Raw genomic sequence first — 25,591 nt, forward strand, 5'->3', positions numbered from 1 at the left:
TCTTCGGGCAGTGGGGACGCACCGGGGGGTGACGGCGCGGACGACGAGCGAGGGGTAGCAAGAGGGGCTCCGTCGTCCGCGCCACCCCCGGTCCGGTCCGCGGACCAGCCCCTTCGCCGACCCGGCCGCCACCGCGCCGGCCCGCCTTCCCCGCGCTATCCGTTCCGGCTCGCGGTCGACGCGCGCAGCAACTCCTCCTCGTGCGGCAGCAGCCGTACGCCGCTCTGCCGGCAGGCCCGCTCCAGGTGGTCCATGACCACGGGATCGCCCGAGCTGGCGGCCAGGCCCACCAGCGCCTCCACCACGTCCCGCCGGTCCTGACCGCCGGCGCCCGCCGCCGCGGCGGCGGCGAACCACTCCGCCGCCAGCTCACGATCGCCCCGGTGCAGGGCCAGGTTCCCCTCGATCAACGCGCAGATCCCGTCCTCGGGTCGCACCCCCTGCGTCACGCCCGGAAGGCGCCCCGGCGGCCAGGCCTCCCCGAGGCGCGGCGCGGGCGGCCCCGGGGGCGGGCGCAGCTCGGCCAGCACCGCGACGGCCTCGGCGGAACGGCCGGCGCGGGCCAGTGCCAGCCCCACCGTGCCGAGCACCCGACGGCGGTGGCCGGGGTCGCCGAGGTCCGCCAGCGCCGCCACCACCCGCCGCCCCTGGTCGACGGCGTCGGCGTACCGGCCCTCCAGGCGGGACACCTCGGCCAGGTTGGCCCGGGCGAGGACGCGCAGCCGCTGTTCACCGCTCTGCGCGGCGAGCCGGTCGACCGTGGCCAGCCGGCGCCGGGCAGCCGCCAGGTCGGCGACCCGGATGTCGTGCCAGGCCAGGTTGTTCTGCGCCACCGCCATGTCCCGGACCCGCCCGTGCCGGACGGCCAGCGCGAGCACCGTCTCGGCCTGCGTGCGCGCCTCCCCGTACTCGCCGAGGGCGATCAGGAGGGCGCAGAGCACCGTGCGCGCCTCCAGCTCGCCCGTGACGTCGCCCGCTTCCCGGAACGCGGCCAGCGCCTCCCGCGCCGCCGGCAGCTCCTCGGCCCCGGCACCGTGCTCCGCCGCGAGCCGGGCCACCCCGAGCGACGCCCACGCCCGCAGCACCGGGTCGACATCGGCCGTACGCGGGTCCGCCAGCAGGCGCCGCAGCCACTGCCGGCCCGGCACGTCGCGCCCCCGGAACCGCCACCAACGCGACAGCGCCGCCGCCAGCCGCAACGCGGTCAGCGGGTCGTCGACGGCGGCGTGCGCCAGGGCGGAACTGATGTCGCCGCTCACCTCGTCCAGGCGGTGCACCGCCGCCGGCAGGTCGGCGCCGACCAGCTCCGGTGCGGTCCGCGCCACCAGCCGGGCGACGACCTGCGCGTGCCGGCGCCGGATCGCGGTCAGCTCGCCGGCGCCGGTCGCCTGCTCCGCGGCGAAGTCGCGTACGGCGTCGAGCAGGCGGAACCGGAACGGCCCGCTGCCCCGGACACTCAGCAGGCCGAGTTCGACGAGCCGGTCGAGCAGCGGCACCGGGTCCACGACCACCGTCCCGTCGGTGTCGGCGGGGTCGGCGAGCATCTCCTCGGCCAGCGCGACCGACCAGCGGTTGCCGAACGCGGCGAGCCGGCGCAAGGCGGCCCGCTCGTCCGGGGCGAGGAGGCGGTAGCTGACGGCCACCGCGTCGCGCAGCGTCTCCGCCACCGCCGCCCGGGGGCTCTCCGGGCGGCCCGGATCCCTCGTGTCCCAGCCCGGCCGCTCGGCCGCCCCGGACGAGGTGGCCAGGTCGAGGACGCGGTCGCCGTACCGGTCGAGCAGCTCGTTGAGGTCGAGGATCCGGCCCCGGGCCGCCATCAGCTCGATGGCGAGCGGGAGCCCGCCGAGGCGACGTACGAGGGCGGCGAGGGCGGGCAGCTCCGCCGGACCGGGCGGCTCCCGGCGCACCTGGGTGAGGCGGGCGATGAAGAGGGCCACGGCGGGGTAGTCGCCCAGCGCCGCCGGGCCCTTCCGCTCGCTGCCCGGCGGCGGTACGTCGAGGGGGGCGACCGGCCACACCCGCTCCCCGGGCAGGCCGACCGGGTGCCGGCCGGTGACCAGCACCCGCAGCGACGGCACCGCCCCGGTGAGGCGGTGCACCGTCTCGGCGACCGCGTCGGGGGCCCGCTCGGCCGCGTCGACGAGCAGCAGCGCCGCTCGGCCGTCGAGGCGGGCGGTCAGTTCGGACAGCCGGGCGACGCCGAAGACGGCGACCGAGGCGGAGAGGACGTCGGCGGCGTCCGAGCCCTCGCCGATGAGCACGCCGGCCGCGCCGCCGGGATGCTCGCGGGCGACCGCGTGGACCACCGACAGGGCCAGCGCGGTCTTGCCCACGCCGGCCAGCCCGACCAGGCTGACCAGCCGGGGCCCGTGCCCGTCGGTGAACAGCCCGGCCAGCTCGACCAGGTCCCGGTCGCGGCCGACCAGCGCGACCGGGGGCGGGAGCGGGGCCGGCGTACCGGCGTGGTGGTCGAGGTCGACGCGGGCCGGCGGGGCGCCTCCGGGGGTGACCGGCCCGGCGGCCGGGACCGGCCCCCGGGCGGCGGCCAGGAACGCCGACCGGGCGGGCCCGGCCAGCTCCAGCGCGCTGGCGAGCAGCTCGACGGTGGTGCGCTGCGGCCGGGACGAGTGGCCCCGTTCGAGGTCGCGGACGGTCCGGACGCCGACGCCGGCCCGGCTCGCCAGCTCGGCCTGGGTCAGGCCGGCGGCGAGCCGGTGCCCGCGCAGCAGTGCAGACAGTCCGGTCCGACCGCCCGGTTGCGGCGAACGATCATGATCCGGAGTCATGGGCAGGAAGGGTACGGACGGGGTACGACCGACGGCAGACGACCGTCGTCCTGCCGACGCACCGGTGCGGAAATCCGACAGGGGTCCGGACGGACGACGACGCGCGACGGGCCCGGTGGCGCGAGGGGGGCCGCCCCACGCCACCGGGCCCGCGCCGGGTCACATACCCAGGTCGCGCGCAATGATCATGCGCTGCACCTCGGACGTGCCCTCGCCGATCTCCAGGATCTTGGAGTCGCGCCAGAACCGCGCCACCGGGTACTCGTTCATGAAGCCGTAGCCGCCGTGGATCTGGGTCGCCTCGCGGGCGTTGTCCACGGCGATGGTGCTGGCGTGCAGCTTGGCGATGGCGGCCTGCCGCTTGAACGGCTCGCCGGCGAGCATCCGCGCCGCCGCGTCGTAGTAGGCCAGGCGGGCGGTGTGCGCCTTCATCTCCATGTCGGCGATCTTGAACTGGATCGCCTGGTAGTTGCCGATCGGCTGGCCGAACGCCTGGCGCTCCTTCGCGTACCTGACCGACTCGTCGACGCAGCCCTGGGCCAGGCCGACAGCCAGGGCGGCGATGGCGATCCGCCCCTCGTCGAGGATGCGCAGGAACTGGGCGAAGCCCCGGCCGCGCTCGCCGAGCAGGTTCGCCGCCGGCACCCGGCAGTCGTCGAAGGTCAGCTCGTGGGTGTCCGAGGCGTTCCAGCCGACCTTGGAGTAGCCCGGCGCGACGGTGAAGCCCGGCGTGCCGGAGGGCACGATGATGGTGGAGAGCTCCTTGGAGCCGTCCGGGCGGGTGCCGGTGACCGCGGTGACGGTGACCAGCGCGGTGATGTCGGTGCCCGAGTTGGTGATGAACGCCTTGGACCCGTTGATCACCCACTCGCCGGTGGACTCGTCGAGCACCGCGCGGGTCTGGGTGCCCCCGGCGTCCGAGCCGGTGCCCGGCTCGGTCAGCCCGAAGCCGGCCAGCGCCTCGCCGCTGAGCAGCTTCGGCAGCCACGTCGCCTTCTGCTCGTCGGTGCCGAAACGGTAGATCGGCATCGCGCCGAGCGAGACCGCCGCCTCCAGGGTGATCGCCACGCTGGAGTCGACCCGGGCCAGCTCCTCCAGGGCGAGGCAGAGCGCGAAGTAGTCGCCGCCCATGCCGCCGTGCTCCTCGGCGAAGGGCAGGCCGAACAGGCCCATCTTGCCCATCTGCCGGATCACCTCGTACGGGAAGGTGTGCTTCTCGTAGTGCTCCGCGATGACCGGGGCGACCACCTCGCGCGCGAATTCCCGCACGCTCTCCCGCAGCGCCTCTTGCTCCTCGGTGAGCCGGAAGTCCATGGAATCCTCCTGTGTGGATGGGCCGCCGGGCGCTCGTGACGCCGGGAACGGACAGGTCGCTGGTGCGCGGTGCGGATCCGGGCCGGCCGGGTGGGCCGGCGACGGGATCAGACCGGGGTGACGCCGTGCCGGCGCCGGGAGAAGTGCCGCTCCTTGGTGCGGGCGGCGGCGAACCGCCGGACCAGCTCGGCACGCAGCTCGTGCGGCTCGATGATCGCGTCGACGACCAGTTCGCTGGCGAGCCGCACCACGTCGATGTCGCGCTCGTACTCCTCGCGCTTCGCGGCGACGAACGCGGCCCGCTCGGACTCGTCCTCGATCGCCGCGATCTTGTTCGCGTAGACCGCGTTGACCGCCGCCTCGGCGCCCATCACCGCGATCTTGGCGGTGGGCAGCGCGATCGTGGCGTCCGGCTCGAAGCCCGGCCCGGCCATCGCGTAGAGGCCGGCGCCGTACGCCTTGCGGACCACCACGCAGATCTTGGGTACGGTCGCCTCCGAGATCGCGGTGATCATCTTGGCGCCGTGCCGGATGATGCCCTGCTTCTCCACCGCGCTGCCGACCATGAACCCGGGCACGTCGGAGAGGAAGAGCAGCGGCACGTTGAACGCGTCGCAGAGCTGCACGAAGCGGGTCGCCTTGTCGGCCGAGTCGACGAAGAGCACGCCGCCCTTGAACATCGAGTTGTTGCCGACCACGCCGACGACCTCGCCGTTCAGCCGGCCGAAGCCGATCGTCAGCTCCTTGGCCCAGAGCGCCTGGATCTCGAAGAAGGAGCCGTCGTCGAGCAGGCCCTTGACGTACCGTCGCATGTCGAACGCCTGCCGCTCGCTCGCCGGCACCAGCGCGGCCAGGTCGGCCTTCTCCGGCGCTTCGACGGCGGACGCGGCCGGCGGCTGCTGCGTCCAGTTGGTCGGGAGGTAGGACAGGTAGCGCCGCACCACGTCGAGGGCGTCGGCCTCCGTCTTGCAGAGGAAGTGCCCGACGCCGGACTCGGCGCAGTGCACCTTGGCCCCGCCCATCGCCTCCAGCGTGGTCTTCTCGCCGGTGACCATCTCGACCATCCGGTCGGAGCCGAGGTACATGCTGGCGTTGCCGTCGACCATGGCGACCACGTCGCAGAACGCCGGGATGTACGCCCCGCCGGCCGCGCTCGGCCCGAACAGCGCGCAGACCTGCGGGATGGAGCCGGAGGCGCGGACCTGGTTCCAGAAGATCTTGCCGGCGCCGCGACGGCCGGGGAAGAGGTCGACCTGGTCGGTGATCCGGGCGCCGGCCGAGTCGACCAGGTAGACCATCGGCACGCTGGTCGAGTAGGCCCGCTCGATGATCCGGATGATCTTCTCGACGGTACGGGCGCCCCAGCTACCCGCCTTGACCGTGGAGTCGTTCGCCATCAGGCAGACCGGGCGGCCGTCGATGGTCGCGGTGCCGGTCACCACGCCGTCGGCGGGGAGCCCTTCGGCCATCGCGTTGGCGTAGAGGCCGTCCTCGACGAAGGAGCCCTCGTCCACCAGGAGCGCTACCCGCTCCCGGGCGAAGAGCTTGCCCTTGGCGGCGTTCGCCGCGTGGTACTTGTCCGCACCGCCGGCCCGGGCCCGCTTGCGCAGCTGCTCCAGTGCCTCACCGTCGAGCGTCACGCCGACTCCCTCGCCACCTGAGCCGGTCACCTCGCGGCGGACCGGCTGACCTGAACGATCGTTAGGCTAGCGCATCTGCACGGAGCTCGGCGAGCCGCGGGCGCGGAGGAGTCGGAACCGGGTCGCACCCGTCGGCCAGGCATTGAAAATCATGAATTTATAGGGCTACGCTCCGGATACCCCTCCACCCGGATTGGAGTCAGCGATGACCTCACGACTCAACCGGCTCGCGGCCGCGTTCGCCGCGACGGCGCTCGCCACCCTCGGCGTCACGGTCGCCAACCCGACGCCCGCCTCGGCTGCCATGACCATCTGCTACAACACCAGCCAGGCGGGCAGCTTCGCCGGTACGGCCAACCAGGCCGCCTCGATCTGGAACAACGCCACGTCGAACCTGACGCTCACGGCGAACTGCGGCTCCAACCTGCGGATCTACCAGATCACCGGCGGTGGCTCGTACGCCATCCGGACCAGCCTCGGCAACGGGCGGGTCTACATCGACACCCAGCAGGCCCAGCAGTACAGCCCGCTGCGGATCATGACGCACGAGATCGGGCACATCCTCGGCCTGCCCGACAACTACAACGGCAACTGCGCGCTGCTGATGTCCGGCGGCAGCGCCGGCACCAGTTGCACCAACCCGTACCCGAGCACCACCGAGGCCAACCGGGTGTCCAGCCTCTTCGCCGGCACCCTCAGCACGAACCGCGTCGGGTCGCAGATCTTCCGCGACAGCTGGCCGGCCACGCCCGCCACGGTGGGCTGACCGACCGGGTACGTCGGAGGGGCCGGCATCGTGCCGGCCCCTCCCCGCGCGCTATCAGCCCGGCAGCGGCGTCAGCCGGGTACGCGGGCCCGCGCGGAGCACCCCGGACGGAAGCTGCCTGCCGACCAGTTCCTCGGCCAGCTCGGCCACCTCGATCAGGGCGTCCAGGTCGATGCCGGTATCGACGCCCATGTCGTGCAGCATGTGCACCGCCTCCTCGGTGGCCAGGTTCCCGCTGGCTCCGGGCGCGTACGGGCAGCCGCCGAGGCCGCCGACGCTGGCGTCGAACTCGGTCACCCCCAGCTCCAGGGCAGTCAGCATGTTGGCCAGCGCGGTGCCCCGGGTGTTGTGGAAGTGCAGCAGCACGGGAACGTGCGCGTTGCGGTCGCGTACCGCCGTCAGCAGCTCGCGCACCCGCCGGGGCGTACCCATGCCGGTGGTGTCGCCGAAGGCCACGCGGTCGGCGCCGTCGCGGACCACCCGGTCCACGATGGCGGCCACGCGCGCCGGATCGGTGTCCCCCTCGTACGGGCAGCCGAAGCTGGTCGCGACGATCACCTCGGCCTGCGCGCCGACGCCGTGCAGCAGGTCGATCAGCTCGGCGATGTCGTCCAGCGACTCCTCGGTGGAGCGGTTCACGTTGCGCCGGTTGTGCGTGTCGCTGGCCGAGACCACCACCTCGATCTCGGTGAACCCGGCGGCCAGCGCCCGCTGCGCGCCCCGGGTGTTCGGCACCAGCGCCGAGTAGCGCACGCCGTCGGCCTTCGCGGCCCGCTGCCACACCTCGTCGGCGTCGGCCATCTGCGGGATCGCCTTCGGGTGTACGAAGGAGACGGCCTCGATCCGCTTCACCCCGGTGCCGGAGAGGGCGTCGAGCAGCCGCACCTTGGCCTCGGTCGGGATCGGCTCCTCGTTCTGGAGCCCGTCGCGGGGCCCGACCTCCCGGATCGACACGGAGTTCGGCATTTCCGCCATAAGGGGTCACCTCACTGTGACGCAGTGCTTGTGCTGGGTCCCTCCAGCCTCCCACCCACCCCGCCCGTTCCGCACCCAGCCGCGAAGGGTCAGCACATGCGGGAGACGATGCCCGTGTCGTAGTCGCCGGAGAGGAACTCCTCGTTCTCCAGCAGCTCGGCGAAGAAGGGGAGGTTGTTCTTCGGGCCGGCCAGCTCGAACGCGGCCACCGCCGCCCGCGCCCGCTCGATCGCCTCGGCCCGGGTCGCGCCGTCGACGATCAGCTTGGCCATCAGGCTGTCGTAGAACGGAGTGACCGTGTTGCCCTCGACGTAGCCCGAGTCCACCCGTACGCCCTCGCCGGCCGGCTCCACCCAGGTCTTGATCACGCCGGGGCCGGGCAGGAAGCGCTTCGGGTCCTCGGCGTTGATGCGCAGCTCGATGGCGTGCCCGCGCGGGGCGAGCGCGTCCGGGTCGAACGTCGGCGCCAGGCCGGCGGCCACCCGCAGCTGCTCCTCGACCAGGTCGACGCCGTAGACCAGTTCGGTGACGGGGTGCTCCACCTGGAGCCGCGTGTTCATCTCCAGGAAGAAGAATTCCTCGGAGCCGGAACCGTCGCCCTTGGCGTCCCGCTCACGCGGGACCAACAGGCACTCGACCGTGCCCGCGTTGCGGTAGCCCACCGCCTCGCCGGCGCGCACGGCGGCGGCCAGGATGCGCTCGCGCAGCTCCGGGGAGACCGCCGGCGACGGCGACTCCTCGACCAGCTTCTGGTTGCGCCGCTGCACCGAGCACTCCCGCTCGCCGAGGGCCACCACCCGGCCGTCGGCCAGGCCCAGGATCTGCACCTCGACGTGGCGCACCCGGGGGAAGTACCGCTCGATCAGCACCGAGCCGTCGCCGAACATGCGCTCGGCGAAGGAGCGCACCTTGTCGTACTCGGTGCGCAACGCGGCCTCGTCGGTCGCCACGCCCATGCCCATGCCGCCGCCACCGGCCGCGGCCTTGACCATCACCGGGTAGCCGATCTCCGCCGCCGCCGCGACCGCCGCGTCGAGGTCGGCCGCCGGGTCGGTGGTGCCGGGCGCGACCGGCACGCCGGCCGCCGCCATCAGGTTCCGGGCATTGATCTTGTCGCCCATCGCGGTGATCGCGTCCGCGCCGGGCCCGATCCAGATGAGCCCGCTCGCCTCGACGGTACGGGCGAAGTCCGCGTTCTCCGACAGGAAGCCGTAGCCGGGGTGGATGGCCTGCGCACCGGTCGACTTGGCGGCGGCGAGGATGGCCTCGACGTTGCGGTAGCTCTGGGCCGGGTTGGCTGGTCCCACGCACACCGCCTCGTCGGCCTCCGTCACGAACGGCAGGTCGGCGTCGGCCTCCGAGTGCACCGCGATCGCGCGGATGCCGAGCCGCCTGGCGGTCCGGATGATCCGGCGGGCGATCTCGCCCCGGTTGGCGACCAGCAGCGACTCGATCATGTTTCCTCCCAGCGTCCGGGGGTGGGGACGGGTGCTAGGGAACCATGGCCGGAAGGTTACTCACGAGTTGGCCCGGGGTCAGGAGCCGGGGTGGGCCAGGAGGGCGGCCAGGGTGGCGGCGCGGAGCAGCTCGGCCCGGCGGCGCCGGTCCACCTCGCCGCCCAGGAACGGCGTCGAGTTCATCAGGCCGAACGCGGCGTGGGCCAGCACCCGTGCCTCGCCGTCGGGCATGCCCGGGTGCAGCGCGGTCAGCACCGTCACCCACTGCTCGACGTAGAGCCGCTGGAGCCGGCGGATCCGGCGGCGCGGCTCGTCGGGAAGGCGGTCCAGCTCGTGCAGGTGCAGGGCGATCACCGCCGGGTTGGCCAGCGCGAAGTCGACGTGGAAGTCGATCAGCGACTCCAGCGCGCCGCGCGGGTCGTCGGGGTGGCCGGCGGACCGCTGCTGGCCCCCGGCCAGCAGCTCCTCGCTGACCGGGATCAGCGCGGCGACCAGCATGGCCTCCTTGCCCGCGAAGTGGTGGTAGAGCGCCGGGCCGGTGACCCCGGCGGCCGCGCCGATGTCGTCCATCGAGACGCCGTGGTAGCCCCGGGAGGCGAAGAGGCCGACCGCGATCTCCAGGATCTCGTCCCTGCGGGACCGGCGCCGGCCCGACCCCGCGGCACCGTTCGCCCTGCCCCGTGCCTGCTGCTCCACCGTCACCGGGCAAGCGTAGACCTCGACCGGCCTGCCGTGGAGCCTCCGTTACCCGTCGGTTGGCTCACGTCCGCCGCCCGTGACGCCAGGTTCGGGCCCCAGTGAAGCGTGCGGTCCTGCGCGCGCAGGAGGAGCGGGCGGGGCGGCCGGAGCCTCGCCCCCACGGCGCTGCTGCGCCCTTGACCCTCGACCGGGTCGAGCCCCGAGGGTCGCCGCCATGACCGCACCCCCGCTCGGCCGCGACTACCGACTGCTCTGGTCCGCCGCCGTGTCCTCGCGCCTGGGCGACGCCCTGCGTACGCCGGCGCTGGCGCTGCTGGCCGCGACGCTGACCCGCGATCCCCGGGTGATCGCGGCGGTGACCGTGGCCGGGCAACTCCCGCCGCTGCTGTTCGGCCTGCTCGGCGGCGTGTACGCGGACCGCTGGGACCGCCGTCGGACGATGGCGGTGGTGGACGGCCTGCGCGCGGCGGTGGTCGGCGGACTCGCCGTCGCGGTCTCCCTCGACCGGGCGGGCGTCGCCGCGTTGGTGACGGTGGCGTTCCTGCTCGCCGCGCTCGGCACCCTCTTCGACTCCGCCTCGTTCGCGCTGCTGCCGTCGGTGGTGCCGCCGGCCGCGCTGCCCCGCGCCAACGGCCGCCTACAGGCTGGCTCGGCGGTGGCGGGTGGCTTCCTCGGCGCCCCGGCCGCCGGCGTGCTGTTCGCCCTCGCCGCGCCGCTGCCGTTCGCCATCGACGCGCTCACCTTCCTCTGCGCCGCCCTGCTGACCCTCGCCCTGCGCCCGACCCCGCCGCGCCCCCGCCGCCCCGAGACGCGCCCCCGCCGCCCCGAGACGCGACCTCGTCGCCCGGAGAGAGGCCCGGAGAGCGGGCGGGCGCGGACGGTGTGGCGGGAGGCCGTCGAGGGGGTGCGGTGGGTACGCGGCGACGCGATGCTGTGGCGGCTGACCGTGGCGACTGCCGGAAGCAACCTGGCGATCAGCGGGCTGATGGCGGTGCTGGTGCTCTACGCGCTCGACGTGCTGCGGGTGCCGACGGCCGGGTACGGCCTCTTCGCCGCCGGGGCCGTCCTCGGTGGGCTCGCCGGAGGACTCGGGGCTGGCCGGCTGGCGGCGCGGCTCGGCACGGTGCCCGCGCTGCGCCTCGTACTCGCCGGCCAGGCCGTCGCGCTGACCGGGCTGGCGCTGGCCCGGCACCCCGTGCCCGGCGGGCTGGCGCTGGCGGTGTTCGCGGCCGGCACGACGGTGTGGAACAGCCTCTGGGCCTCGTACGGGCAGCGCCACGTGCCGGCCGCCCTGCTCGGCCGGGTGGGCGCCGCCCAGCGGCTGGTCGGCCTGCTCACCGCGCCGGTCGGGGCGGCGCTCGCCGGGCTGGGCGGCGCGGCGTACGGGGTGGGGCCGGTGGCGGCGGCGCTGGCCGGGGTCTTCGTGCTGGTCACCCTCGCGGTGTGGCGGTTGCTGCGGCCGGTCCCGCCGGCACCGGCCGCCCTGTTCCACCGGGCAGCCAGCCGCGCGACCCACCGGGATGCCTAGTCGTGCGCACCGTCGCGGTGGTGCAGGCCGGAGAGGCGCATCGCGACCCGGTGCCGGGCCGGCGGCACGGCGCCGAGCAGGCGGAGCAGCAGGTTCCGGGCCGGCCGGGCGGCCGGTGGCAGGGTGGCGAGCCGGGTCAGCCGGGCGGCGAGGGCCACCACCTCCTCGGCCATCGGGCGGCGCCGGGCCGCGTACGCGTCGAGCAGCGTCTCGGGCGCGCCGGCCAGCACGTCGGCGAGCGTGTGACCGAGGTCGACCGCGTCCACGATGCCGAGGTTCATTCCCTGCCCGCCGGCGGGGCTGTGCACGTGCCCGGCGTCGCCGGCGAGCAGCACCGGCCCCCGGCGGAAGGTGTCGGCGATCCGGTGGTGGATCCGGAACCGGGATCCCCAGAGCACCTCCGTCACCCGGTCGGGGCGGCGGGCCGGCCCGCGCTCGTCTAGCAGCGTCTGGAGGTGTGCCCGGTCGGGCGCGGCGGGCGCCTCGGCCACCGCCGCGACCAGCCGCACCACCCCGTCGGGCAGCGGCGCCCAGACCAGCGGGCCGGAGCGGGCCAGGAAGAGGGACACCCGGTCGCGGGGCAGCGCGCTCTCCAGCCGGACGTCGGCGAGGACGAACGACTCCTCGCCGCCGGCCGGACCGGAGAAGCCGATCCCGGCCCGCTCCCGCACCGTGCTGTGCATCCCGTCGGCGCCGACCAGGTAGCGGGCCCGGACCGTCGCGCCGCCCGCGAACGTGGCGACCACGCCGGCCGCGTCGGGGGCCAGTCCGGTCATCGCGTACGGGCGCAGCACCGGGACGCTGAGCGCGGCGAGCTGCCCGGCGAGCACCTCCTCGGTGACCGACTGGGACACCATCAGCGCGTAGGCGTGCCGGGAGGGCAGCGTGTCGAACGGCACGGTGAGCAGCGCCCGGTCGCGGTCGCGGACGGTGAACCCCGGCGACCGCAGCCCGCGCGCCACCAGCGGGGCGCCGGCGCCGATCCGGTCCAGCGTCTCCAGGGTGTACGCGTGCACGACCGCCGCCCGGGAGGTCTGCGGCGGCCGGTCCAGCCGGTCGACCACGGTCACCCCGACCCCGCGCAGGGCCAGGGCCAGCGCGGCGGTCAGCCCGGTCGGGCCCGCCCCCACCACCAGGACGTCCGTGCTCGTGGGCAGCATCGTCGGCCTCCGTCCGTCCATGCCAACGCCTGTTGGCAAACGCTTGTTGGCAACGTTAGGCCGGCCGCCGATGGAGTGTCAACAGGTGTTGGCATACGGTCGTGGGCATGACCGACGCCGCGCCGACCCGTACCCGCCGCTCCGACGCCACCCGGGCGGCGATCCTCCGCGCCGCCCGCGAACGCTTCGCCGCCGACGGCTACGACCGGGCGACCATCCGGGCCATCGCGGCGGACGCGCGGATCGACCCGTCGATGGTGATGCGCTACTACGGCAGCAAGGAGGGGCTCTTCGCGGCGGCGGCCGAGTTCGACCTGCGGCTGCCCGAGCTGGCCGACGCGCCACCCGAACAGCTCGGCGAGCTGCTGGTCCGGCACTTCGTCGACCGGTGGGAGACCGACGGGACGATGGCCGCGCTGCTGCGTACGGCCGCCACCAACCACGCGGCCGCCGAGCGGATGCGGGGCATCTTCGCCGACCAGCTCACCACGGCGGTGGCCCGGGTCGTGCCGGAACCGACGCAGGCCCACCGACGGGCGGGGCTGGTCGCCAGCCAGATGCTCGGCCTGGCGCTGACCCGGTACGTGCTCCGGCTGCCCCCGGTGGTCGACGCCGACCCGGCCGAGCTGGTCGCCTGGATCGCGCCGACCGTCCAGCGCTACCTGCGCGGCGCACCCGACGCCTGACCGGACCGCAACAGCCGCGCGGCCCATCACGTGGGATTTGAGCACCCGGCGCGTGGTCGCCGGTCCCGCGTCGTCGCGCCGACGCCGTCCGGCACTTCGCGAACGGCCACCCAACCTTTTCCGGGTCCCGGTGCGTCTGGCTGGTGACGCGGAACGCGCGACGGCCGGCCGGAGGGAGGGCGGATGGGACCGCCGACGACCGACGACGGGCGGGACGGCTACGTCACCTTCGTCGAGTGCCACCAGCACCGGCTGCTGCGCGCGGCCTACCTGGTCTGCGGCAACCGCCACCAGGCCGAGGACCTGCTCCAGGAGGCTCTGCTCAAGCTGGCCCTGCGCTGGCCCGTCGTGCGGCACGGCGACCCGGCCGCGTACGTGCGGGCCATCCTCTACCGCGACGCCGTCTCCTGGTGGCGCCGGCGCCGCCGCGAGTGGCTGGCCGCGTACCCGCCGGAGCGGGCGACGACCGAGGGCGACGGGGTGCTGCGGCTCGCGCTGCGCGACGCCCTCGGCCAGCTGCCGCCCCGGCAGCGGGCCGTGCTGGTGCTTCGCTACTTCGAGGACCTCACCGAGGCCGCCACCGCCGAGGCGCTCGGCGTCACCGTGGGCACCGTGAAGAGCCAGTGCCACGCCGCGCTGCGCCGGCTCCGCGAGGTGGCGCCCGAGCTGGCGCGCGACGAGGGGCGCTCCGGCGGCCTGGCCACCGGCATGGAGGTGAACCCGTGAGGGAAGAGAATCTGCACCGGCTGCTCACCGTCGCCACCGAGGACGTCCGGCCGACGCACCCGGCGGCGACCGGCTGGGAACGGGCCCGCCGGGTGCGACGAGCCCGCCGCGCCGCCGGCGCCACCGTGCTCGCCGTCGCCCTGCTCACCGGCGGTACGGCACTGGCCCTGCGCCCCGCCGACCGGCCACCACCGGCCACCACCGCGACACCCGGGAAGAGCCCGACCCCGCACCCCGTACCCGTGCAGACGCCCCCGGCCGAGCTGGCCTATCCCGGGCACCCGCTGGGCCGCCTCGGCGACCCGGTCGGCGCGACGCTCTCCGACCGGCCCGTAAGCCGGGCACTGGCGCTGCACCAGCCCGTCGACCCGGGAACCGGCGTCGCCAGCGGGATCCGGGTCCTCGGCGACGACGGCGTCGTACGCGACCTCGACGTGTTCACCCCCGCCCCGACCCGCGACGCCTGGGGCAACGAGGCGGTGCCGTTGAAGAGCGGCAGCCTCTCGCCGGACGGGCGGACGGCCGCCTTCGCCCAGACCGACGAGGTGGTCGTGGTCGACCTGACCACCGCCGCCGTACGCCGCCACCCGCTCAAGGGCTACCTGGAACAGGTCGTCTGGTCCGGCGACCGGCTGCTCGTCGGCGACGACGACACCACGTACGAGCTGGACCCGAGCACGGGCGCCAGCCGGAAGGTCCCGGTGTCGCCCTGGAACGTCGTCGCGCCCGACTCGACGGCCCCGCCGAACGTTCTGCTCGAACTGGGCGGCACGCCGCCGAACCTGACGGCGGTCCGGTGGAGCGACGACGAGACGCACCGCGGCTACGGCGCGGTCGACTTCCGCGCGCTACCGCCCGGCCACCGGGTCGACGAGTTCTACGGGCGGGGCTGGCAGCGCGGCGAGCGGGTCGCCCGCGCCGGCTGGATCACCACCGACACCATGGGCGGGCTGGAGGGTGTCGCGCTGCTGAACGCCCGGACGCGCGTGGTGACCTATCTGCTCGACCTGGGCCGCGACCGGTGGAAGGGCTGCTGCGAGGTGCTCGGCTGGGACTCCGACGGCGCGGTGCTGCTGCGCCACAACCCGGGCGGGCTGCTGCGCTGGCAGCCGGAGACCGGCGAGGTGACGGGCGTGACGCGGAACCTGTTCGGGGCGGTGTCGCTGGCCGCCGGTTGAGCGGGCGGCCGGAAGGCGCCGGGCGAGGTTGACGCCCGTCCTGCCGTCGTACGGCAGCGGGGCTGGTCCCCGCGCGACCGCGACGGGCGCGCGGGGACCAGCCGACGCGTCAGTCCGCCAGGCCGCCGGGCTGGTCGCCCTTGACGACGGGGGCCCGGACCAGGTTGCCCCACTCGGTCCACGAGCCGTCGTAGTTGCGCACCTGCGGGTAGCCCAGCAGGTGCCGCAGCACGAACCAGGTGTGGCTCGACCGCTCGCCGATGCGGCAGTAGGCCACGATGTCGTCGTCCGGGCTGAGCCCGAGCTGGTCGGCGTAGATCGCGCGCAGCTCGTCCGCCGACTTGAACGTGCCGTCGTCGTTGGCGGCGGACTTCCACGGCTTGCTGACCGCCCCCGGGATGTGCCCGCCGCGCAGCGCGCCCTCCTGCGGGTAGTCCGGCATGTGCAGCATCTCGCCGGTGTACTCGCCCGGCGACCGGACGTCGACCAGCGGGCGGCCCGCCGCCACGTGCGCCATGACCTGCTCGCGGTACGCCCGCACCGGCGCGTCGTTGCGCTGCGGCACCGGGTAGTCGGCGTGCGGACGGGCCGGCTTGTCGCGGGTCAGCTCGCGCCCCTCGGCGACCCACTTCTGCCGCCCGCCGTCGAGCAGCCGCACGTCCGGGTGGCCGAAGAGGGTGAACACCCACAGGGCGTACGCGGCCCACCAGTTGAAGTTGTCGCCGTAGAAGACGACCGTGTCGCCCCGGCCGATGCCCTTGGCGGCGCACAGCTCGGCGAAGCTCTTCGCGTCGAGGTAGTCGCGGGTCACCTGGTCGTTGAGTTCGGTGTGCCAGTCCACCTTCACGGCACCCGGGATGTGGCCGGTGTCGTAGAGCAGCACGTCCTCGTCGCACTCGACCACGACGAGGCCCTCGTCGCCCAGGTGCTCGGCCAACCATTCGGTGGTGACCAACCGCTGCGGGTCCGCGTACGACTGGAGTCGGGGATCGGGATCGCTCGGCACAGACATGATCCCCAAGGTACGCCGCATCCCGGTCCACGGCCGGCCATCGGCAACCGGCGTCGCCTGACGGTCAGGCGCGGCGGTGGGCGATCCGGCCGGCGACCACGGTCACCAGGCAGGCGCCGTCGGCGCCGAGGACCGCCAGGTCGGCCCGACCGCCGGGTGCCAGCGTCGGCGGTGCGGCGGCGGCCAGCACCAGCAGGTCGCTGCGCTCCACGGCGGCCCGCAGCGCCGGATCGGTGAGGTGACCGGCCAGCACGGCGGTCACCCCGAGGCGCAGCAGCGCGTGCACCCGCTCGCGGGGAGTGTCGGCGACCGGCAGCGGCCCGTCGTGCAGCAGCCCCGGCCCGAGGGTGCCGGGCCAGCGGCGGATCCGGGCTTCGGCGTACGCCTCGGTCAGCTCGGCCAGCGGGCCGACCGCGAGGATCCGATCGGCCCGGACCGCGACGGCGGCCCCGGCGACGGGTGCGGCGTCGGGTGCGGTCCGCAGCAGCGGCGCGGCGTGCAGGGTGAGCACGACTCAGTCGGCGATCGGGTCGAGCGACGGGCGCTTGGCGGTGACCGTGTCGCCGGAGGACCGGCCGGTGAGGCGGCGCTTGATCCACGGCGCCAGGTGCCGCCCCGCCCAGCGCAGGTCGGCGGCGCGGGCGGCCAGCCAGGGCGTGGGCGCCGGGTGCGGCGGCACCAGCAGCCAATCCTCGTCGCAGCCGACGCCCAGCGCGGTGAGCACCTGCGCGGCGACCCGACGGTGCCCGGCCTCCGACAGGTGCAGCCGGTCGGTGCTCCAGAGCATCGGGTTCAGGTACGCCTCGTCGGCGTACAGGTCGACCAGGATCGCGCCGTGCCGCTCGGCGGTCTCGCCGACGGCCCGGTTGAGCAGTTGCACCCGGGGCGCGACGAGCCGCTGACCGGGCAGCCGGGCCATCACGTCGGCGAACCGGAAGAGGACCACGTCGGCGCCGCCGGAGCGCAGCCGGCGCACCACGTCGTCGAAGCGGGTCACCAGGGCGTCCGGGTCGAAGGTGCGGCGCAGCACGTCGTTGCCGCCGGCGGCGAAGCTGATCAGGTCAGGCTTCATGGCGAGCGCGGCCGGCACCTGCTCGGCCACCACGCCGGGGAAGAGCCGGCCCCGGATGGCCAGGTTCGCGTAGCGGAAGTCGGGGCCGGTCTCGGCGGCCAGCCGGGTGGCCACCAGGTCCGCCCAGCCCCGGTAGCTGCCGTCCGGGTACGCGTCGTCCATGCCCTCGGTGAAGCTGTCCCCGACCGCCACGTAACTGCGCCAGCGCACCTGATCATCCCTCCGACGTGCGGCGGGGAAGGGCGCCTCGTCATCGCTTCCGGTGGAGGAAGGGGCCCTTCCCGACGCGGGACAGTCTTCACCAGGAGGGCCGGTGCCGGGGGGCACCGACGGACAAACGTGGCGGAGGTCATCGTGGACGGCCGCGGCCTGATCTTCGCTCCGCTCGGGATCAAGGAGTTCGATGGCGCTGTCGGCCATCCGTCGGAGCGTTCCATTTGCGGGGACTGCCGGCCGGCCGGCACCGTCCGGTCAGGTGGATGGGGGCGCCAGCAGGTGCGCCGCGGTCCCCGGTGTGCGAGCCTCGTCCAAGCCCTTTCACCAAGGTCAAACCACTTGTCACCGCCGGGTCACCCTCTGCACCGCAGACGGCGACGCCGCCCGTACGTCCTGGGAGAAACACCGTGCCGAACCTCGACATGGCACTGAAGACCGCGATGAGCATCGACGGCGCCATCGGCGCTGCACTCGTCGACTACAACAGCGGGATGACCCTCGGCGTGGCAGGCGGAACCGGGGAGATCGACCTGACCGTCGCCGCCGCCGGCAACACCGATGTCGTACGCGCCAAGCTGCGCACCATCGAGATGCTCAACCTGAACGACGAGATCGAGGACATCCTCATCACCCTCGGCACGCAGTACCACCTGATCCGCCCGGTGACCAGCCGCACCGGCAAGGGGCTCTTCCTCTATCTGATGGTGAGCAAGAGCCGCGCCAACCTGGCGATGGCACGCCACCAGCTGCGCAGCATCGAGGAGAGCCTGGAGCTGTGAGCGGGATCGAAGACACCGAGACTCCCCTGCCCCGCCGCACCGCACGTGGCACGGGAACCCTCCCGCCGCCTCGACCGTTGCCCCCGTCGCTCGCCGGGAGCACGTCGCTGCCGTACCCGGCGATCGGGCACGAACTGTCGGAGCTGCGGCTACAGATCCCGGGGGTGCACGGCTGCGTCCTCGGCGGCGTGGACGGCCTGCTCATCACCCACAACCTGCAGACCGACGTCGACCCGAGCGACCTGGCGGCGCTCGCCGCCACCACGTACGGGCTGGGCCGGCAGGTCGGGCTCCGGCTGGGGCAGGGCGACTTCCAGCAGTCCACCGTCCGCAACGCCAGCGGCTACCTGAGCGTCTACGCGGTCAGCTCGCAGGCGCTGCTCGCGGTGGTCGGCGAGGACAGCATCAACGTGGCCCGGCTGCACCTGCACGCCCCGCCGGTGGCGAGGCGCCTCGAAGCCCTGCTGGAGCAGGCCGTCCACGGTTCCTGAGGGCCGGCCCTGCCCGCCGGCGGGCAGGGCTGACCGCTTCACCCGAAATGGATCGTCGCCCTGCCGCCAGCCGCCGTACGCTGCGCCAATGCTGCTACGCATGTCGACCCTGCTGCTCCGGACCCTGCGCGAGGACCCGGCGGACGCGGAGGTGCCGAGCCACCGGCTCCTGCTGCGCGCCGGCTACGTCCGTCGCGCCGCCCCGGGCGGCTACACCTGGCTGCCGCTGGGCAAGCTGGTGCTGGACCGGGTCACCGAGGTGGTCCGGCAGGAGATGGCGGCGATCGGCGACCAGGAGGTGCACTTCCCGGCGCTGCTGCCGGCCGAGCCCTACCGGACCAGCGGCCGGTGGACGGAGTACGGCGACGACATCTTCACCCTCGCCGACCGGCGCGGCGCGGAGCACCTGCTCGCGCCCACCCACGAGGAACTGGCCGCGCTGCTGGTCAAGAACCTGTTCAGCTCGTACCGGGACTTCCCGGTGACGCTCTTCCAGATCCAGACGAAGTTCCGCGACGAGGCCCGGCCCCGGGCCGGCCTGCTGCGCGGGCGCGAGTTCCTGATGAAGGACGCCTACTCGTTCGACCTCGACGAGGTGGGCCTACAGGCCGCGTACGAGCGGCACCGGGGCGCGTACCGGCGGATCTTCGACCGGCTCGGGCTGGAGCACACGATCGTGCGCGCGACGTCCGGGGCGATGGGCGGTTCGGCGTCGGAGGAGTTCCTGGCGGCCACGCCCGTCGGCGAGGACACCTTCGTCGGCTGCACCGCCTGCGACTACGCGGCCAACACCGAGGCGGTGACCACGCCCGTCCCGCCGGCCGGCGACCCGGACGCCCAGCCGGCGGCCGAGGTGCACGACACCCCCGAGACCCCGACCATCGCCGGCCTGGTCGCGCTGGCCGACGCCCGGCGCCTGGGCGGGCGGGACGACTGGACCGCCGCCGACACCCTGAAGAACGTGGTGCTCGCCCTGCGCCGCCCCGGCGCGGAGGGGCCCGAACTGCTGGTGGTCGGGCTGCCCGGCGACCGGGAGGTCGACCTGAAGCGGCTCGGCGCGGCCGTCGCCCCGGCCACGGTGGACGTCTTCGACGGCTGGGACGACCACCCGGAGCTGGTCCGGGGCTACATCGGTCCGCAGGTCATGGCGAAGCTCGGCATCCGCTACCTGGTCGACCCCCGGGTGGTGCCGGGCAGCGCGTGGCTGACCGGCGCGAACGAGCCGGGCCGGCACGCGACAGGGGTGGTCTGCGGCCGGGACTTCGTCCCGGACGGCACGATCGAGGCGGCCGAGGTGCGTCCCGGCGACCCCTGCCCGGCGTGCGGCACCGGGGAGCTGACCATGCGGCGCGGCATCGAGATCGGACACATCTTCCAGCTCGGTCGCCGCTACACCGACGCCTTCTCCGTCGACGTGCTCGGCCCCGCCGGCAAGCCCGTCCGGCCGACCATGGGGTGCTACGGGATCGGGGTGTCCCGCGCGGTCGCCGCGATCGCCGAACAGCACCACGACGAGCGGGGGCTGGTCTGGCCGGAGGCGGTCGCGCCGTGCGACGTACACCTGGTGGCCGCCGGGAAGGGGCCGCAGCTGGAGGCGGCGCTGGAGCTCGGTCGGCGGCTCGCCGCCGCCGGCCTGCGGGTGCTCGTCGACGACCGGACGCACGTCTCCGCCGGGGTGAAGTTCACCGACGCCGAGCTGATCGGCATCCCGTGCGCCGTCGTGGTCGGCCGCCGTCTCGCCGAGGGGTACGTGGAGCTGCGCGACCGGGCGTCCGGCGAGCGCGACGAACTGCCGGTCGACAAGGTGGCTGACCGACTCGTCGAACGGGTACACCGGGAGCGCGGGAGCGTGGTGTAGCGAACGTGTCACGGGGTACCGCAGTCCGATCGGCGCAAGTGTTCTGGAGGCTCTCATGACCGGTTACCGGGTCAGCGACGTGATGACGAAGCAGGTCATCTACCTGCCCGCCGAGACCAACCTGGACGAGGCGGCCCGGGTGATGAAGGAGGCGGACATCGGCGACGTGGTGGTGACCGACGGCGCCACCCTCGCGGGCATGCTCACCGACCGGGACATCGTCGTACGGGCGGTGGCCGAGCGCAGCGACCCGGCCACCACCACGATCGGCTCGATCATCACCCGGGAGGTGGTGATGATCGAGCAGCACTCGACCGCGGCCGAGGCGGCGGCCCTGATGCGGGAGCGGGGCATCCGGCGGGTGCTGGTCTGCGACAGCGAGCGCAAGCTGGTCGGCATCGTCTCCCTCGGCGACCTCGCGATGCAGCTCGACCCCCAGTCGGCGCTGAGCGAGATCAGCGAGCAGGCGCCCACCGTCTGAGGTGTACGGAAGGGCCCTTCCCCAGGTTCCCGGTAGCGGAGGGGTCCCTTCCCGGCGGCGGTAGCCTCGGGGGCATGTCATCCATGCCGGCCAGGCTTTCCGAGATCGTCGACGAGTTCGCCGCCGCGCCCCGCGACGTGGTGCTGGAGATGCTGCTGGAGTACGCCGATGTCGTCCCGCCGCTGCCCGCCGGCTCCGCCGACCGGGATGGCATGGAGCAGGTGCCGGAGTGCCAGACGGCGTTCTTCCTGCGCGCCCGGGTGACTCCGGAGAAGACGGTGGAGACCCTCTTCGACTGTCCGCCGGAGGCGCCCACCACGCGCGCGTTCGCCGGCATCCTTGCCGAAGGGCTGGCCGGGGCGAGCGCGGACGAGGTACTCGCCGTGCCCGACGACCTCTACCAGCGGATGGGGCTGGCCCAGGCGATCAGCCCGCTGCGGGTGCGCGGCGGCACGGCCATCCTGGCCCGGCTCAAGCGGCAGGTCCGGGAACAGACCAGCTAGTGCGGTGTCCACGAACCTTTGCGGGGTTCGTCGGCGGGAAGATTGTCGTACCGGTGGTGTTGGCTTCGGTTTGTGCCTCGTCGTCGGGATCCTGCTGCGCCTGCGGTGGTGTATCGCACCGCTCGTGTCGCGCTGCGGGTAACGCCCGCGCAGCGGCGGCGGTGTTTCGGGCTGCTGCATTCGGCCGGTGATGTGTGGGCGACGGCCACCGCGTGCGTGTCCCGACGGCGAGGGGCACCCCGGCGTTGTGGGTGCGCCTGGCCCGTCAGGTGCCGTATCCGGTCGAGCAGGTCCGCTCGATCACGCTGCTGCACGAGGGCGGCCGTCTGTTCCTCGACGTCACCGCCGAGGTTCCGATCACGGTGTACCCGTCGGGTGAGGGTCCGGATCCCGGCCGGGTCGCAGGCGTGGACGTGGGATCATCCACCCGTACGCCGTCGCCGGCTGTGGCGGGGAGGCGTTGTTGGTGTCGGGGCGGGCGATCCGCGCTGAGCACCGCATGCACCTGGCCGACACCAAAGCCCGCCATCGTGCCGTGGCCCGCCGGGCACCGAAGCCGGGTCAGCGGGGGTCGCGGCGGTGGCGCCAGTATCGTGCCCGGGCCCGTAGGGTAGAGGGTCGGCATCGGCGGCGGGTTCGGCAGGCCCAACACGAGGCGGCCCGCACCGTCGTCGACTGGGCCGTAGATCAGCGGGTCGGGGTGTTGCACGTCGGCGACCCCCGCGGCGTCCTCAACCTGCCGGCTGGCCAGCGGCACCACCTGCGGCTACGCCAGTGGCAGATCGGCCGACTCCTGCAGATCCTCACCGACAAGGCCGCTCTCGCCGGCATCACCGTTCATCTCGTCGACGAACGCGGCACGTCGTCGACCTGCCCCATCTGCCGCAAACGCGTACCGAAGCCACGCGGGCGGAGCCTGACCTGCCCGCACTGCCAGTTTTCAGGCCACCGCGATGTCGCGCGGCGGCCAGCATCGCCACCCGCACCCCGGGCGGCGGACCCACCGCCCCCACAGCGGTTACGCTGCCCGGGGTGGTCACGCACCGTCGAGCCTGCCGGCACCTCCCCGGAACCGGCCAGTCCCGACGTGACCCCCGCCGCCCACCCGGCGGCGCGGAGGTCAAGATGGCCCGCGGTGGCCCGCCCCACCACCCTGTGGGGAGTCGCTCGCCCGCACGGCGAGGATCCACAACACCCCACCGGAAACCCGGTGAACGTTATTGGACACCGCACTAGACGGAGGGTTGTCACCCGACATGGAGATCGAGATCTACGCCGACGTCGTGTGCCCCTGGTGCTACATCGGCAAGCGGCGGCTGGAGCAGGCCCTGGAGTCGTACGACGGCGAGGTGACCGTCCGCTACCGGCCGTTCCAGCTCGACCCGTCGCCGGTGGCGCAGCCGCGTCCCCTGGTGGAGGCGATGGCCGCGAAGTTCGGCGGGCCGGACCGGGTCCGGCAGATGTTCGGTCAGGTGACGGAGGTGGGGGCCCAGGTCGGCCTGAAGCTCGACTTCGACCGCGCGGTCGCCGCGAACACCTTCGACGCGCACCGCCTGGTCGCCTGGGCCACCGACCGGGGGCGCGCCGCCGAGATGGTCGACGCGCTCTACCGCGCCCACTTCACCGACGGCGTCGACGTGGGCTCCCGGGACGCGCTCGCCGGGCTCGCCGCCGAGGTGGGCCTGGACGCCACCGAGGCCCGCCGCTTCCTCGACTCCGACGAGCGCGTGGCGGAACTCTCCGACGAGCTGGCCACCGCCCGGCAGATCGGGGTGACCAGCGTGCCCACCTTCGTGTTGGCCGGCCGGTACGCGGTCACCGGCGCCCAGGAGCCGGAGACGTTGCTCGCCGCCCTGGCCGAGGTGGGCCGCCGCGAGGCCGAGGCCGGCTGAGCCGGCCGCAGGGCGACGACGGCGGGGTCGACCACCGGACATCGACGCGCACGATGTTTCACGTGCAACGGTATCGACGTCGGTGAACGGTCAGGCCGACCTGGCCAGCCCCTCCACCACGCGCGCGCCGGGCAGGGCGCCGAGCGCCGGCCCGGGCAGCGCGATCTTGCTGTGCCGTACGCCCGACCCGATGATCACGTGCGGGGCGGCGATCACCCGCGCGTCGACGAGGAGCGGCCACTGCTCCGGCAGCCCGATCGGGGTGATGCCGCCGTACTCCATTCCGGTCAGCTCCACCGCCTCGGCCATCGGCGCGAAGCTCGCCTTCCGCACGTCGAGCGCGCGCCGGACCACGCCGTTGACGTCGACGCGGGTGGTGGCGAGCACGACGCAGGCCGCGTAGCGCACGACCCCCTCACGCTTGCCGGCCACCACGACGCAGTTGGCCGACTCGTCCAGCCCCACCTCGTACGCGGCGCAGAAGGCGGCGGTGTCGGCCAGTTCGGCGTCGATCGGCGCCACCAGCACGTCGTCCACGTCCACCGGCGCCTCGGCGGGCCACTGCCCGACGGCGGTGGCGACCGGCGGCGCCAGCAGGTCGAGCCGGTTGCGGGCAGGTTCGGTCTTCAGCGTCCCCATCACGCCTGCGATCCTCGCACCCGGCCACACCCGGGCCGCCACCACACCCGTCGACGGGCGGAAACGTCGGCGGCAGGGGCCACCCCTATCGATCCGGAGACGGGTTCCGGCGGCGTGTGGGAGCCGGCGATGCCGGGTACCGGCGCCAACATGAGTGATCTTCCGCTGCACATCCTGACCGACGCCGGCTTCACCACCGACGAGGCGAACTCCATCGTCGACCACCTCCTGAAGGGCGTGGACACCCACGACGGCAGGGGCGAGACCGACCGGATCGACGTCGAGGCGCTCCCGCCGGAGAAGAAGGCCGCCATCGACAAGTTCAACCTCGCCGTGGCCGCCGACTTCTAGCCGTCCGGCGCACCGGCCCGTCCCGGAACCCCCGGGACGGGCCGGCCGGGCGGGGCGCCGCCCAGATAGAGCGGGCCAGACCCAGAGCGGGCCAGGCGCAGAGCGGGCCTAGCGCCGGCCGGGCCAGGCGCAGAGCGGGCCTAGCGCCGGCCGGGCCAGGCGCAGAGCGGGCCTAGCGCCGGCCGGGCCAGGCGCAGAGCGGGCCAGGCGCAGGCCGCGCCGCCGGGTGGCGCCGGTCAGTTGCCCGTGAGGAAGCCGTTGTCGCGCAGCAGGGCGCGGTCGCGTACGGCGGCCAACTCCTCGGCCCGCTCGGCCTGGACCCGGCGCACCTCCATCTCCTCCAGGGCGTGGCGGATGGCGAGCCGGATCACGCCGTAGAGGAAGACGAAACCGGCGACGTACAGGATGACGGTGGCGACCATGGCGAACATGGCGTCACGGTAGGCAGGACGTGAACGCGGGAGCCGTTCATCTTGCGTCGGTTCCCCCGTACGTGTCGGCGAGGTGGTCGGCCCAGGTCCGGGTGCCCGTCGGGGTCGCCTCGGTGACCAGGCCGCCCGAGCGCAGGGCACGGCCCAGCCTGCCGGGTATCCGCACCGGCAGCAGCGGGCGGCGGGACCGCCGGGCGGCCGTCCACGCGCGGGCCGCGTCGTCGAAGCGGAGCACCTCCGGGCCGCCGTACTCCTCGATGCCGCGCAGCGGGCCGGCGGTGAGCCGGCGCACGAGGTGGTCCGCGACCTCGCCGGGGTCGACCGGCTGGGCGAGCACGGCCGGATCGCCGACCACCGGGCCGAGGCGGCTCGCCCCGCGCAGCATCCCGTCGAGGAACTCCGGGAACTGGGTCGCCCGCAGCACGGTCCACGGCACCGGCCCGGCGGCCACCACCTGCTCGGCGGCGAGTTTGTGCCGGTAGTAGGGGATCGGCACCCGGTCCACCCCCACGATCGAGACGTAGACCAGGTGCCGTACGCCCGCCTGCCCGGCGGCGACGACCAGCCGGCGGGTGCCGAGCACGTCGACCCGGTGGGTCTGCCGCCCCCGGTTGGGCGACGAGGCCAGGTGCAGGACGGCGTCCACGCCGGACACCGCCTCGACCAGCCCTTCCCCGGTGGCCAGGTCGACCACCACCCACCGCGCCGACGGGTCGGTACGCGCCCGCCGGCTCGTCGCCCGGACCTCCCAGCCCTCGGCGCGCAGCCGGGGCAGCACCACCCGCCCGAGCCGACCGCCCGCCCCGGTGACCAGCACCCGCATGGTTCCCTCCCTCTCCGGCCGCCGCACGCCCGCCGCGCGACAGTGGGCAGACGGCACCCGACCCGCGCGTGTGACCGACTGTGCGGCGCCTCACGGCGGCCCGTAACCACGGCCATCGAGAGGATGGT

25 protein-coding genes and 1 pseudogene are annotated in these 25,591 nt (G+C 74.3%); 13 read left to right on the forward strand and 13 right to left on the reverse strand.

The annotated features are described in order from the left end of the window. Window positions 1-155 precede the first annotated feature (155 nt). From GA0070610_RS27670 to GA0070610_RS27680, 3 genes are all read right to left on the reverse strand, one after another. Window positions 156-2,786: an ATP-binding protein gene (locus GA0070610_RS27670; protein WP_089002747.1), complete on the reverse strand. Its 2,631-nt coding sequence runs from the start codon at window positions 2,784-2,786 to the stop codon at window positions 156-158. 159 nt (window positions 2,787-2,945) lie between these two features. Then, window positions 2,946-4,100, reverse strand: a complete 1,155-nt coding sequence (locus GA0070610_RS27675; RefSeq protein ID WP_089002748.1) for an acyl-CoA dehydrogenase family protein — start codon at window positions 4,098-4,100, stop codon at window positions 2,946-2,948. 107 nt (window positions 4,101-4,207) lie between these two features. After that, window positions 4,208-5,740: an acyl-CoA carboxylase subunit beta gene (locus GA0070610_RS27680; RefSeq protein WP_089002749.1), complete on the reverse strand. Its 1,533-nt coding sequence runs from the start codon at window positions 5,738-5,740 to the stop codon at window positions 4,208-4,210. Window positions 5,741-5,945: 205 nt separating this feature from the next. On the opposite strand from GA0070610_RS27680, the gene GA0070610_RS27685 reads away from it, so the two are divergent. Beyond that, on the forward strand, window positions 5,946-6,506 hold the full coding sequence (locus tag GA0070610_RS27685; RefSeq protein WP_089002750.1) for a snapalysin family zinc-dependent metalloprotease: 561 nt from the start codon (window positions 5,946-5,948) through the stop codon (window positions 6,504-6,506). A gap of 54 nt (window positions 6,507-6,560) precedes the next feature. On the opposite strand, the gene GA0070610_RS27690 is transcribed toward GA0070610_RS27685, so the two are convergent. The 3 genes from GA0070610_RS27690 to GA0070610_RS27700 all read right to left on the reverse strand — a co-directional run bounded on the left by GA0070610_RS27690 (window position 6,561) and on the right by GA0070610_RS27700 (window position 9,640). Further along, window positions 6,561-7,481 carry a hydroxymethylglutaryl-CoA lyase gene (locus tag GA0070610_RS27690; RefSeq protein ID WP_089002751.1) on the reverse strand — a complete coding sequence of 307 codons (921 nt, stop codon included), beginning with the start codon at window positions 7,479-7,481 and terminating at the stop codon, window positions 6,561-6,563. Between the two features lie 89 nt (window positions 7,482-7,570). After that, window positions 7,571-8,938 (reverse strand): acetyl-CoA carboxylase biotin carboxylase subunit, encoded by a 1,368-nt coding sequence (locus GA0070610_RS27695; RefSeq protein WP_089002752.1) that lies wholly within the window; start codon window positions 8,936-8,938, stop codon window positions 7,571-7,573. Window positions 8,939-9,016: 78 nt separating this feature from the next. Beyond that, window positions 9,017-9,640 carry a TetR/AcrR family transcriptional regulator gene (locus GA0070610_RS27700; RefSeq protein WP_089002753.1) on the reverse strand — a complete coding sequence of 208 codons (624 nt, stop codon included), beginning with the start codon at window positions 9,638-9,640 and terminating at the stop codon, window positions 9,017-9,019. Between the two features lie 211 nt (window positions 9,641-9,851). On the opposite strand from GA0070610_RS27700, the gene GA0070610_RS27705 reads away from it, so the two are divergent. After that, window positions 9,852-11,165 (forward strand): MFS transporter, encoded by a 1,314-nt coding sequence (locus tag GA0070610_RS27705; protein WP_089002754.1) that lies wholly within the window; start codon window positions 9,852-9,854, stop codon window positions 11,163-11,165. Here the strand turns inward: GA0070610_RS27705 and GA0070610_RS27710 are convergent. Continuing rightward, window positions 11,162-12,325 (reverse strand): FAD-dependent oxidoreductase, encoded by a 1,164-nt coding sequence (locus GA0070610_RS27710; protein WP_089002755.1) that lies wholly within the window; start codon window positions 12,323-12,325, stop codon window positions 11,162-11,164. The two genes, GA0070610_RS27705 and GA0070610_RS27710, sit on opposite strands and share 4 nt — an antisense overlap. Before the next feature lie 107 nt (window positions 12,326-12,432). Here GA0070610_RS27710 and GA0070610_RS27715 point away from each other — a divergent pair, with 107 nt between their 5' ends. The 3 genes from GA0070610_RS27715 to GA0070610_RS27725 all read left to right on the forward strand — a co-directional run bounded on the left by GA0070610_RS27715 (window position 12,433) and on the right by GA0070610_RS27725 (window position 14,915). Next, window positions 12,433-13,011 carry a TetR/AcrR family transcriptional regulator gene (locus tag GA0070610_RS27715; RefSeq protein WP_172896609.1) on the forward strand — a complete coding sequence of 193 codons (579 nt, stop codon included), beginning with the start codon at window positions 12,433-12,435 and terminating at the stop codon, window positions 13,009-13,011. A 183-nt stretch (window positions 13,012-13,194) separates the two neighbouring features. Further along, window positions 13,195-13,737 (forward strand): SigE family RNA polymerase sigma factor, encoded by a 543-nt coding sequence (locus GA0070610_RS27720; protein ID WP_089002757.1) that lies wholly within the window; start codon window positions 13,195-13,197, stop codon window positions 13,735-13,737. Beyond that, window positions 13,734-14,915, forward strand: coding sequence for a hypothetical protein (locus GA0070610_RS27725; protein WP_089002758.1), 1,182 nt, complete (start codon window positions 13,734-13,736; stop codon window positions 14,913-14,915). The genes GA0070610_RS27720 and GA0070610_RS27725 overlap by 4 nt, the downstream gene beginning before the upstream one ends. A 109-nt stretch (window positions 14,916-15,024) precedes the next feature. Here GA0070610_RS27725 and GA0070610_RS27730 read toward each other — a convergent pair whose 3' ends face one another. The 3 genes from GA0070610_RS27730 to GA0070610_RS27740 form a co-directional block, all read right to left on the reverse strand. Next, a complete protein-coding gene (locus tag GA0070610_RS27730) occupies window positions 15,025-15,927 on the reverse strand; it encodes a sulfurtransferase (protein WP_089002759.1) in 903 nt (300 codons plus the stop codon). A gap of 64 nt (window positions 15,928-15,991) precedes the next feature. Further along, window positions 15,992-16,438 carry an imidazolonepropionase-like domain-containing protein gene (locus tag GA0070610_RS27735; protein ID WP_089002760.1) on the reverse strand — a complete coding sequence of 149 codons (447 nt, stop codon included), beginning with the start codon at window positions 16,436-16,438 and terminating at the stop codon, window positions 15,992-15,994. A gap of 3 nt (window positions 16,439-16,441) precedes the next feature. Further along, the gene (locus GA0070610_RS27740) at window positions 16,442-17,209 is read right to left on the reverse strand and encodes an SGNH/GDSL hydrolase family protein (protein ID WP_089002761.1); all 768 of its coding nucleotides are present in this window, start codon (window positions 17,207-17,209) and stop codon (window positions 16,442-16,444) included. A gap of 413 nt (window positions 17,210-17,622) precedes the next feature. Between GA0070610_RS27740 and GA0070610_RS27745 the strand changes: the two genes are divergently transcribed. The 7 genes and pseudogenes from GA0070610_RS27745 to GA0070610_RS27775 all read left to right on the forward strand — a co-directional run bounded on the left by GA0070610_RS27745 (window position 17,623) and on the right by GA0070610_RS27775 (window position 23,219). Next, window positions 17,623-17,994, forward strand: coding sequence for a hypothetical protein (locus GA0070610_RS27745; RefSeq protein ID WP_089002762.1), 372 nt, complete (start codon window positions 17,623-17,625; stop codon window positions 17,992-17,994). After that, on the forward strand, window positions 17,991-18,485 hold the full coding sequence (locus GA0070610_RS27750) for a roadblock/LC7 domain-containing protein (RefSeq protein ID WP_089002763.1): 495 nt from the start codon (window positions 17,991-17,993) through the stop codon (window positions 18,483-18,485). Before GA0070610_RS27745 ends, GA0070610_RS27750 begins: the two co-directional genes overlap by 4 nt. 88 nt (window positions 18,486-18,573) lie before the next feature. Continuing rightward, window positions 18,574-20,343 carry a proline--tRNA ligase gene (locus GA0070610_RS27755; protein ID WP_089002764.1) on the forward strand — a complete coding sequence of 590 codons (1,770 nt, stop codon included), beginning with the start codon at window positions 18,574-18,576 and terminating at the stop codon, window positions 20,341-20,343. Window positions 20,344-20,398: 55 nt separating this feature from the next. Then, a complete protein-coding gene (locus GA0070610_RS27760) occupies window positions 20,399-20,824 on the forward strand; it encodes a CBS domain-containing protein (RefSeq protein WP_089002765.1) in 426 nt (141 codons plus the stop codon). A gap of 74 nt (window positions 20,825-20,898) precedes the next feature. Continuing rightward, the gene (locus GA0070610_RS27765) at window positions 20,899-21,327 is read left to right on the forward strand and encodes a SufE family protein (RefSeq protein WP_089002766.1); all 429 of its coding nucleotides are present in this window, start codon (window positions 20,899-20,901) and stop codon (window positions 21,325-21,327) included. Window positions 21,328-21,826: 499 nt separating this feature from the next. Beyond that, window positions 21,827-22,273, forward strand: a pseudogene (locus GA0070610_RS32015) (zinc ribbon domain-containing protein); the annotation flags it as partial. A gap of 310 nt (window positions 22,274-22,583) precedes the next feature. Next, complete coding sequence (locus tag GA0070610_RS27775) at window positions 22,584-23,219, forward strand: DsbA family oxidoreductase (protein ID WP_089002767.1); 636 nt, start codon at window positions 22,584-22,586, stop codon at window positions 23,217-23,219. 90 nt (window positions 23,220-23,309) lie between these two features. On the opposite strand, the gene GA0070610_RS27780 is transcribed toward GA0070610_RS27775, so the two are convergent. Then, window positions 23,310-23,858, reverse strand: coding sequence for a YbaK/EbsC family protein (locus GA0070610_RS27780; RefSeq protein ID WP_089002768.1), 549 nt, complete (start codon window positions 23,856-23,858; stop codon window positions 23,310-23,312). Between the two features lie 150 nt (window positions 23,859-24,008). Between GA0070610_RS27780 and GA0070610_RS27785 the strand changes: the two genes are divergently transcribed. Then, window positions 24,009-24,209 carry a hypothetical protein gene (locus tag GA0070610_RS27785; RefSeq protein WP_144082310.1) on the forward strand — a complete coding sequence of 67 codons (201 nt, stop codon included), beginning with the start codon at window positions 24,009-24,011 and terminating at the stop codon, window positions 24,207-24,209. A gap of 236 nt (window positions 24,210-24,445) precedes the next feature. On the opposite strand, the gene GA0070610_RS27790 is transcribed toward GA0070610_RS27785, so the two are convergent. Further along, window positions 24,446-24,640 carry a hypothetical protein gene (locus tag GA0070610_RS27790; RefSeq protein WP_089002770.1) on the reverse strand — a complete coding sequence of 65 codons (195 nt, stop codon included), beginning with the start codon at window positions 24,638-24,640 and terminating at the stop codon, window positions 24,446-24,448. 37 nt (window positions 24,641-24,677) lie between these two features. Continuing rightward, window positions 24,678-25,463, reverse strand: a complete 786-nt coding sequence (locus GA0070610_RS27795; RefSeq protein ID WP_089002771.1) for an SDR family oxidoreductase — start codon at window positions 25,461-25,463, stop codon at window positions 24,678-24,680. Window positions 25,464-25,591 lie beyond the last annotated feature (128 nt).

Origin of the sequence: Micromonospora echinofusca (assembly GCF_900091445.1) — a bacterium.
Lineage (GTDB): Bacteria > Actinomycetota > Actinomycetes > Mycobacteriales > Micromonosporaceae > Micromonospora > Micromonospora echinofusca.

Bases quoted from the DNA above. Each gene is read 5' to 3' on its own strand.
- GA0070610_RS27755 (WP_089002764.1), top strand. From the start codon at position 18,574: ATGCTGCTACGCATGTCGACCCTGCTGCTCCGGACCCTGCGCGAGGAC.
- GA0070610_RS27715 (WP_172896609.1), top strand. From the start codon at position 12,433: ATGACCGACGCCGCGCCGACCCGTACCCGCCGCTCCGACGCCACCCGG.
- GA0070610_RS27775 (WP_089002767.1), top strand. From the start codon at position 22,584: ATGGAGATCGAGATCTACGCCGACGTCGTGTGCCCCTGGTGCTACATC.
- GA0070610_RS27690 (WP_089002751.1), bottom strand. From the start codon at position 7,481: ATGGCGGAAATGCCGAACTCCGTGTCGATCCGGGAGGTCGGGCCCCGC.
- GA0070610_RS27790 (WP_089002770.1), bottom strand. From the start codon at position 24,640: ATGTTCGCCATGGTCGCCACCGTCATCCTGTACGTCGCCGGTTTCGTC.
- GA0070610_RS27675 (WP_089002748.1), bottom strand. From the start codon at position 4,100: ATGGACTTCCGGCTCACCGAGGAGCAAGAGGCGCTGCGGGAGAGCGTG.
- GA0070610_RS27720 (WP_089002757.1), top strand. From the start codon at position 13,195: ATGGGACCGCCGACGACCGACGACGGGCGGGACGGCTACGTCACCTTC.
- GA0070610_RS27760 (WP_089002765.1), top strand. From the start codon at position 20,399: ATGACCGGTTACCGGGTCAGCGACGTGATGACGAAGCAGGTCATCTAC.
- GA0070610_RS27710 (WP_089002755.1), bottom strand. From the start codon at position 12,325: ATGCTGCCCACGAGCACGGACGTCCTGGTGGTGGGGGCGGGCCCGACC.
- GA0070610_RS27730 (WP_089002759.1), bottom strand. From the start codon at position 15,927: ATGTCTGTGCCGAGCGATCCCGATCCCCGACTCCAGTCGTACGCGGAC.
- GA0070610_RS27685 (WP_089002750.1), top strand. From the start codon at position 5,946: ATGACCTCACGACTCAACCGGCTCGCGGCCGCGTTCGCCGCGACGGCG.
- GA0070610_RS27785 (WP_144082310.1), top strand. From the start codon at position 24,009: ATGAGTGATCTTCCGCTGCACATCCTGACCGACGCCGGCTTCACCACC.
- GA0070610_RS27765 (WP_089002766.1), top strand. From the start codon at position 20,899: ATGTCATCCATGCCGGCCAGGCTTTCCGAGATCGTCGACGAGTTCGCC.
- GA0070610_RS27705 (WP_089002754.1), top strand. From the start codon at position 9,852: ATGACCGCACCCCCGCTCGGCCGCGACTACCGACTGCTCTGGTCCGCC.
- GA0070610_RS27670 (WP_089002747.1), bottom strand. From the start codon at position 2,786: ATGACTCCGGATCATGATCGTTCGCCGCAACCGGGCGGTCGGACCGGA.
- GA0070610_RS27780 (WP_089002768.1), bottom strand. From the start codon at position 23,858: ATGGGGACGCTGAAGACCGAACCTGCCCGCAACCGGCTCGACCTGCTG.
- GA0070610_RS27695 (WP_089002752.1), bottom strand. From the start codon at position 8,938: ATGATCGAGTCGCTGCTGGTCGCCAACCGGGGCGAGATCGCCCGCCGG.
- GA0070610_RS27795 (WP_089002771.1), bottom strand. From the start codon at position 25,463: ATGCGGGTGCTGGTCACCGGGGCGGGCGGTCGGCTCGGGCGGGTGGTG.